General features: G+C 68.2%; 5 protein-coding genes. 3 read left to right on the top strand and 2 right to left on the bottom strand.

From position 1 onward, the window contains the following. Window positions 1-130 precede the first annotated feature (130 nt). Window positions 131-3,772 carry a hypothetical protein gene (locus AB0E56_RS18810; RefSeq protein WP_359801531.1) on the top strand — a complete coding sequence of 1,214 codons (3,642 nt, stop codon included), beginning with the start codon at window positions 131-133 and terminating at the stop codon, window positions 3,770-3,772. A gap of 24 nt (window positions 3,773-3,796) precedes the next feature. Here AB0E56_RS18810 and AB0E56_RS18805 read toward each other — a convergent pair whose 3' ends face one another. Continuing rightward, complete coding sequence (locus tag AB0E56_RS18805; protein ID WP_359801529.1) at window positions 3,797-4,957, bottom strand: mandelate racemase/muconate lactonizing enzyme family protein; 1,161 nt, start codon at window positions 4,955-4,957, stop codon at window positions 3,797-3,799. Window positions 4,958-5,041: 84 nt separating this feature from the next. Then, the gene (locus AB0E56_RS18800; protein ID WP_359801526.1) at window positions 5,042-5,845 is read right to left on the bottom strand and encodes an IclR family transcriptional regulator; all 804 of its coding nucleotides are present in this window, start codon (window positions 5,843-5,845) and stop codon (window positions 5,042-5,044) included. Window positions 5,846-6,181: 336 nt separating this feature from the next. On the opposite strand from AB0E56_RS18800, the gene AB0E56_RS18795 reads away from it, so the two are divergent. Then, a complete protein-coding gene (locus tag AB0E56_RS18795; protein WP_359801524.1) occupies window positions 6,182-7,012 on the top strand; it encodes a sugar ABC transporter permease in 831 nt (276 codons plus the stop codon). Further along, the gene (locus AB0E56_RS18790; protein WP_183150474.1) at window positions 7,012-7,869 is read left to right on the top strand and encodes a carbohydrate ABC transporter permease; all 858 of its coding nucleotides are present in this window, start codon (window positions 7,012-7,014) and stop codon (window positions 7,867-7,869) included. The genes AB0E56_RS18795 and AB0E56_RS18790 overlap by 1 nt, the downstream gene beginning before the upstream one ends. The last annotated feature ends 4 nt before the right edge of the window (window positions 7,870-7,873 follow it).

Raw genomic sequence — 7,873 nt, 5'->3', positions numbered from 1 at the left:
CCGGTTCTTCGTGTTCGCCCCGCCGGGCGGGGGGGGGGGGGCCCCCCCGGGCCCCCCCCCCCCCCCCCCCCACGCCGGCGGATGGATTCCCGTCACCGACCCCGCGCATCGCTTCGACGAGCAGTGGCTCGTGCTGGAGGGCACACTGCCCACGGGCAGCGCGCCGGAGCTCTACGGACCGCTGAGCCCGAGTTGGCTCGGCTTCACGTCGTATCAACTCCTCGGCCCGCAGGCGATCGAGCTGACGACGAGCACGGACGACTTCGACCTCGTGGTGCGCTGGCGTCTCGACGGAGCGAATCCCGAGGCCCACCACGTGCTGACGGCCAAGATCGCCGGCGACTACATCGTCGGTTATCAGAGCCAGGACACCAGGTCGCTCGACGACCTGGATGAAGTGCTGTGCGGGTCGTATCAGCACGCGCTCTCGGTGCTCGACGGATCGGCGCCGCTGGGGGCGTGGGAGCTCTTCGCGCCGATGGCGCTCACACAGTACGCGGTCGGCAGCGTCGCCGTCACGTCCGGGGTCTATCTCCCCGCAGAGGTGGCGGAGTTCGTGCACGAGCGGCAGTTGATGTCGGACAGGCAGCCCCACGGCATGAGCCTGCGCAACGACAGCCTCGACATCGTGCCCAGCATCTACTCCCCGCAGCCGGGCCTGCGCACCGCCATGGCCGTCGGTGAGCAGCGCGGCTTCGCGTTCGGGCTCGCCGCGCGTGCGGACACCCTCTACGGCACGTACACGCACCTGTGCCGGAACGAGTACGGGCTGACCGCCTATCGGCAGAATGTCTACGACCGATCGCTGACGGATGCCGTGCACGCGATGGCGGCGCTGATCGCTGTCGAGCCGAACGGCGACGACTCGGTCGACTACATCCCCTCGCATTCCGGATGGTGGAACCGCGCCAAAGGGTTCGTCGACGTGGAGAACGAGGATGCCGTCCGCGCCGCGGCCAGCGGCGTCGTCCTCGCCGCGCACTACCTGACCGGGACCGCCGACAGCACGTTGTACGAACGTCGAGCGCGGCCCCTCGTCGAATACCAGGTCTCGCGGAAGGGCATCGGGCACTCGCCGGTGATCGGCAGCCCGGTCTACAACGACACGACGCAATACCGCATCGGGCGGATACCCACCGACGCGGTGAACCTCGCCTCGCTCTCCCAGCTCACGCACGGCCGCAACGCCGGCATCCAGCGGCTCGCCGTCCAGGCGACCAAGGCGGGCGTGGTCGGACAGAGCAGGGCGCCGTTCTCCAACGCCCTCGCCACGTACCGCATCACCGGGGATCCCGCCTATCTGACCGAGGCGACCCTGATCGCACGTCGCTACGCGCAGGAGCAGATCCTCACCCCGTACCGGAGCAACGGTCAGCCGCCCGGGGGGTTCGCCTACAGCTTCTCCCGTTACTGGGTGGACCTGCTGGAGATGTTCGAGGTGACAGGGGAGGCCGAATTCCTCGACGGCGCCTACCGGGAGGTCCAGCGCTTCATCACGCAGACGGCGGTGCGCCCCGTTCCCGGTGGCACGGTCACGGTCCCCGTCGGGCACGTCATCACACAGCAGTACGACTGGGAGACACGCTCCTCGCTGCCGTCGTACCCGAACACGAGCGTCCCCACCGAGACGGTCCCCGCCTGGTACGTCTCGCCCTCCGGCCTCACCTTCGAGGCGCTGTCGTCGTTCAAGCTCGGTGTCAGCACCCTGACGAACCCGGGCGGGGGGTACGTGTTCAACCCGTGCTGGGCAGGAGCGCTGCTGCGGCTCGCGCATCATACGGGGGACGGGCTGCTCGCCGACATCGCCCACAACATGGTGATCGGCCGGTTCACCACGTACCCCGGCTATTACGGTCGCCAGTTCCAGGTCGCGCACATGAAGCCCGACTTCGCGACCGACGGCCCCGTCGGCATCACCGGGTACTACTTCCATCACGCGCCGGCCCAACTCGGGCTCGCGATGGACTACCTGATCAGCGAGAGCTTCTACCGCAGCGGCGGCGCCATCGAGTTCCCCCATGTGTTCGAGGCGGACTTCGCGTACTTCAAGTTCTTCGCCTACGGCCACGCCCCCGGCACGTTCTTCGGCGACTCCGGCGTCTGGCCCTACTTCCCCGAAAGGCTCATCTCCCTGGACAACCCGCTGGTCAACTGGATCGGCGGCATCGGCGACGACGCGCTGTACGTCAGCCTCACCAATTCGGCCGGAGTCGCGCAGCAGGTGACCGTCGACCTCTCCAGCGAGCTGACCGGCCTGCCCCGCAGTTCCTCGGCCGCGGTGGAGGTCGTGGCGGCGAACGGCTCGCGATCCACCACGGCGTCCGTCAACGGCCGGATCACGGTCACCGTCCCGGCCAGAGGGCTTGTCGCCCTGGTGGTGCGGAACGTCTCGGTGCAGAGGCCGGAGCTCCCGGACGACGACATCGTCGACCATGGGCGCGACAGCTTCCACGAGATCGACACCGACACCGCCACCGAGTACGGCGTCGCGCGGGGGATGCTGCTCGTGCGGCCGGACGGCGACGGGTACGACGCCTACGTGCAGATCGACACCGAGCAGCAGGCCACCCTGTCGTACCGCATCGGCGGAGGTGCGCTGAAGCAGGCGCCGCAGAAGGCGTATCCGTACGAGTGGACGATCCCCGTCGACGACCTCACGAAGCAGTTCCGGTACACGATCACCACCGGGGGGACGACGACCTCGGAGGTCACTCTGCGACTGCCGTCGCGGATCAGCGGGGAGAACCCCGGCGTGACCGGAGACGTCGTCGCTCAGGCGACCGGAACCGCGAGCGATCGCGTCCCGCTGATCATCGAGGTGCGCAACGCGACGGATGACCCGATCACCGGCGACATCGCGATGACCCTGCCCACCGGCTGGCAGCTCGAGGGCGCCGTGCCGGCGATCACGGTGCCGGCGCATGACACGGCCAGAGTCGAGGCAGCGGTCGTCATCGCCGCGGCGGCGCCCCTCGGCGAGGTCGAGGTCGCCGCGAAGCTGTCGATGCCGGGAGAGGATCCCGTGACCCTGCGTCCGGCGACGATCGAGGTGATCGACCGCCGTCGGCTGGTGTCGCTCACGTCCGACGTCGAGATCGTCAGCGGCCCCGGCGCCGTCGCGAAGCTGACAGCACTCGTCATCAACACCGGCGTCACCCCGCTGCAGGCCACGCTCGCACTGTACGGCCTCACCGGGTGGAGTGTCGGGCAGCAGAGCACGACCATCACGGTGCCGCCGAGATCGGATCTGACGCACACCTGGACCGTCACGGCCGGCTCGGGGGTCGCGCCAGGCTCGTCGACGCGGTTCGAGGCTCGGCTCGATCAGACGCTGCGTCGCGGCGTGCTGGTGCGCGTGGCCGACGAGGGTGTGATCGCGCACACGCAGTCTCCGTGGCCCGGCTACCTGGAGTCCGGCAACTGGTACCCCAGTGGACTGTCCGGCTGGAACGGCACCAGGACGCGCTACAGCGACTCCGACTCGGTCGGCAGCACCGTGACGTGGAATGTGGACCTGCCGCAGGCCGGGATGTATCGGGTCTCGGTCTGGTATCCGACGAACTCGACCACGACCACCTCGGCGGCGTACGTCGTCGAGCACAAGAACGGCAGCTCCGAGGTGATCGTCGATCAGACGCAGGGCGCCGCGGCGTGGCGCTCACTGGGTTCGTTCCGGTACGACGCCGACGCCGTCGGCACCGTGCGGCTCGAAGTCCGCAACACCAGCATCCACCGTGTCAGCGCCGCGCAGTTCGTGCGCATCGGGGACTGAACGACGAAAGGGTGGGGCGCGGGGTCAGTGCCGCACGTACTCCGCGATGGCCGCTTCATCGACCGTGACGCCGAGCCCCGGGCCGGTCGGCACGAGGAAGCCGCCGTCCGCGCGGACCTCGAGCGGCGTGGTGAGGAGGCGGTTGGCGACGGGCAGCGTGAACGGCTGGTACTCGAAGGCGAGCAGTGATGCGGCGGTCGCGGCGACGTGCACGCCGGCGGCCATCGCAATACCGAAGGCGGCGGAGTGGTGCGGGGCGACCTGCACGTGGAACGCGTCGGCGACCGCGGAGATGGCGAGACCCTCGGTGATGCCCGTGCGGCCGATGTCGGGCTGCGTCAGGCCGACGGCGCGGCGACTGAGCCAGTCCGTGAACTCGAAGCGACTGCGCATGGCCTCGCCCACCGCGATCGGGGTCGCGAGCGCGGCGGCGAGGTCGCGGTGACCCTCGACGTCCTCCGGAGCCAGCGGTGCCTCGAAGAACCACGCTCTCCGGTCATCCAGCTCGCGGCCGAGAGCCCGTGCTTCGCCGAGTCGGTAGGTCCAATGCGCGTCGAGTGCGACCTCGAGATCCGGATGCACGGCGCGGATCGCGTCATAGGTCGCGAGATCGGTGCGGATGTCGATGCCGAGGTGCAGCTTGATGCGCCGCACGCCGCCCTCGACGAGCTCTGCGGCCTTCTCGGCGCGCTCGACGTCGTCTGCCCCGCGGATGCCGGAGACATACGTCGGCAGGACCTCGCGGAAGCGACCGCCGGCGAGCTCCGAGACCGACAGGCCAGTGGCATGGCCCCAGAGGTCCCAGAGGGCGATGTCGACCGCGGCCATGGCGTCGGCCTGGTGCCCGGTGAGGTGTCCGCGCTCCCGCATCGACTCCGACATGCGGTGCCAGAGCGTGCGCACCGAGCGCGGGTCCTCACCGACGATCAGCGGGGTGAGCAGATTGTCGACGATCGCCGCGGCCACGACGGGAGCGACGGGCGCCAGAGCCTCCCCCCAGCCCACGAGCCCCTCATCGGTCTCGATCTTCACGAGCAGGGTCTCGTAGCCGGGGGAGTACAGGCTCCGCCACGGTGGGCGGATCACGTAGCCGCGGTGCTCGACGGCCGTGTCGCCCGCGTACGAGTTGTTCGCATCCTCCTTCGAGAGGTAGAGCGGGAAGGTCTGGACGCGCGTGATTCTCATGGGGTCTCCGAAGACAGGGATGGTCGAGCGGCCGACGGCGGGGCGCCGCGGTCGGGGAACGGGAGCCGCGCGCAGCGGCAGAGCTCAGAGCGCCGCGAACGCCGATGCGGTGCGCGAAGGGCTGTAGCCGAGGGCGACCGAGATCTCGTCGGCGGCTTCGATCAGCTGCAGGGCGAGCTCCTGGTGCGGTGCGTGCAGGTCCAGCACGGACAGAGGGCCGCTCGCCGAGATGCCCGCCACGATCTCGCCCGCACGGTTGCGGATCGGCGCAGCGATGCAGGCGCGGCCGAAGGCGAGCTCTTCGATCTCGGTGGCGTAGCCGCGGCTGCGGGTCTCGTCGAGGGCGGTCTGCATGGCCTCACGGTCGACGATGGTGTGCGGGGTGAAGCGCTGGGGTGTCTGCGCGAAGTACTCGTCCACCTGCGCATCGGTCATACCGGAGAGAAGGGCCTTGCCCAGGCCGGTCGCGTGCAAGGGGCCCGTGCGGCCTGCCATGTCGAACGACTTCGGCGCGAGGGCGCCCTCGAAGTTGCACAGGTACATGAAGGTGAAGCCGCTGAGTTCGGCGACGTTCACGCCGATCTCGATCCGGCGCGCGAGGTTCTGCGCGATCTGCCGAGAGGCGCGGAAGGTCGGGGAGCCGTTGAGGGCGATCGTGCCGAGGGACACGGCCGCGGGGCCGAGGCGGTAGAGCCCGGTGCGATTGTCCTGCACCACGAACTTCATGCGGTCGAGGGCCGACATCATGCGAGAGACCGTGGACTGTCCGAGGCCGGTGAGCGTGCAGAGCTCCGAGACCCGCAGCTCGCCGGACTCCTCCGTGAAGCAGGCGAGCAACGACATCGCCCGTTCGACGGTCTGGGTGCCGCCCACCGATTCCGATGCCATCGTGACTCCTCCTCCTCACATGCATCGCACCTGCGACGCCGGCGGCCTTCCGCCGCTGCCAGTCATCCTACGGAGAGAAATGGCTTCGAGCAACACAAATGTGGGTGTCTTATGCATTTTGTGGATTTCTCATCCGCATTGTGGTTGACTTGCCGCACGTCGACGTCGACGACTGTGACGACGACGCGCAGGGCCCTACGGGGTCGTCTCTACGGGAAAGTGACTGCAATGCAACAAGCCATACTCGAGCGGCCGACGGAGAGTGAGCACAAGGCCGTCGAGCCACGTTCCGGGCGACGTTCCACGCTGGGCGCGAAGGATCGCACCTTCGGTTTCATGATCGCACTTCCCGCGGTCCTCCTGTTCCTCGTGATCGCGATCTTCCCCCTCGTGTCGAGCATCTTCACGAGTCTCTTCGACCAATCGCTCCTGCGCCCTGAGCGCACGTTCGTCGGTCTCGACAACTACGCGGCCGTCTGGGAGGAGTTCTTCGCCCGGTTGGGCACGACCCTCGTGTTCGCGTCGCTCTCCACGGTCTTCCCTCTCGTGCTCGGTGTGGCGCTCGCGCTGCTGCTGAACGCCCGCATGCGCGGACGCAACATCCTCCGCGGCGCCCTCATGCTGCCATGGCTGCTCCCCGGTGTGGTCGTCTCCTTCCTCTGGGCGTGGATCTTCAACGACAGCTACGGCGTGGTCAACCACGTGCTCTCGGTCTTCGGGATGCCGGAGGTGAGCATGCTGGGCACGCCGACCGGCGCGATGGCCGCCGTCGTCATCGCCAAGACCTGGCACTCCTTCCCGTGGATCATGGTCGTCGCCCTCGCGGTGCTCCAGACCCTGCCGAGCGAGCAGATCGAGGCCGCCACGATCGACGGTGCGACGCGTGCGCAGCGGTTCCGCCACATCTCGCTGCCGCACATCGCCGGCCCCGTCACGCTCGTCGCCGTGCTCGAGTTCATCTACAACTTCGGCAACTTCGACACGATCTTCGTGATGACCGGCGGCGGGCCGGGCAACTCCACCACGACGCTCGCCGTCAGCCTCTACGACCTCGCCTTCGGCAGTTACGAGCTCGGCAAGGCCTCGGCCATGGGCACGCTCTGGCTCGTCCTGCTCGCGATCATCACGACCGGGTACCTGTTCCTCAACCGACGGCTGGAGAAGTGATGCGCCGTAGTCGCGATGTGGGGGAGTCGATCATCCGCCCCCACCTGTCCATTCCGGGGCGGGTCCTGCTCCTGCTGCTGGCTCTGTTCGGTCTTCTGCCGGTGTACTGGCTCACGGCCACCGCGTTCACGAAGAAGGAGGACGTCTTCTCGCTGGACCGCCCGTTCTTCCCGGTCGATCCGACGATCGAGAACTTCGTCGGGTTCTTCCAGAACGATCTGCTTCTGAAGAACCTGATGAACAGCATCATCGTCTCCACGGGGACCGCTCTGCTCGCGGTCCTGGTCGGCGGCCTGATGGCGTACTCCCTGTCGAAGTTCCGGTACCGGGGCCGCAACGCCGTGATGTTCATGTTCCTCATCGGTCAGCTGATCCCCGGCGCCCTGCTGCTCATCTCGCTGTACCTCATGCTGAGTTCGGCCGGACTGCTGTACACCTACACGGCGCTGATCATCTCGTTCACCACGTTCACACTGCCCCTCGCCGTGTTCCTGCTGAAGGGCATCATCGACGCCCTTCCCGACGACATCATCGAGGCCGCGAAGGTCGACGGGCTCTCGAGGACCGGCACCATGTTCCGCATCGTGTTCCCCCTCGTGGTCCCCGGGCTCATCACCGCCGGGATGTTCGCCTTCATGCGCGGATGGAGCGATCTCCTGTTCGCCCTCACGCTCGCGGGCCCGGACAAGCAGACGCTCCCTGCGGGACTGACCCAGGCCTTCATCCGCGAGGGGACGGCCGACTGGCCCGCACTCATGGCCGCGTCGCTCATCACCTCGCTCCCGCTCGTCCTCATCTTCATCCTCCTGCAGCGCTACTTCGTCTCCGGCCTCGCCGCCGGTGCCGTCAAGGGGTAGCCAT

The organism is Microbacterium sp. NPDC028030 (assembly GCF_040637855.1).
Taxonomy (GTDB): Bacteria; Actinomycetota; Actinomycetes; order Actinomycetales; family Microbacteriaceae; genus Microbacterium.
Note: the sequence above shows the minus strand (reverse complement) of the source record. Positions and strands in the feature narration are given on the sequence as shown.

Coding starts and splice junctions, on each gene's coding strand:
- AB0E56_RS18805 (WP_359801529.1), bottom strand. CDS start 4,957: ATGAGAATCACGCGCGTCCAGACCTTCCCGCTCTACCTCTCGAAGGAG.
- AB0E56_RS18800 (WP_359801526.1), bottom strand. CDS start 5,845: ATGGCATCGGAATCGGTGGGCGGCACCCAGACCGTCGAACGGGCGATG.
- AB0E56_RS18795 (WP_359801524.1), top strand. CDS start 6,182: ATGATCGCACTTCCCGCGGTCCTCCTGTTCCTCGTGATCGCGATCTTC.
- AB0E56_RS18790 (WP_183150474.1), top strand. CDS start 7,012: ATGCGCCGTAGTCGCGATGTGGGGGAGTCGATCATCCGCCCCCACCTG.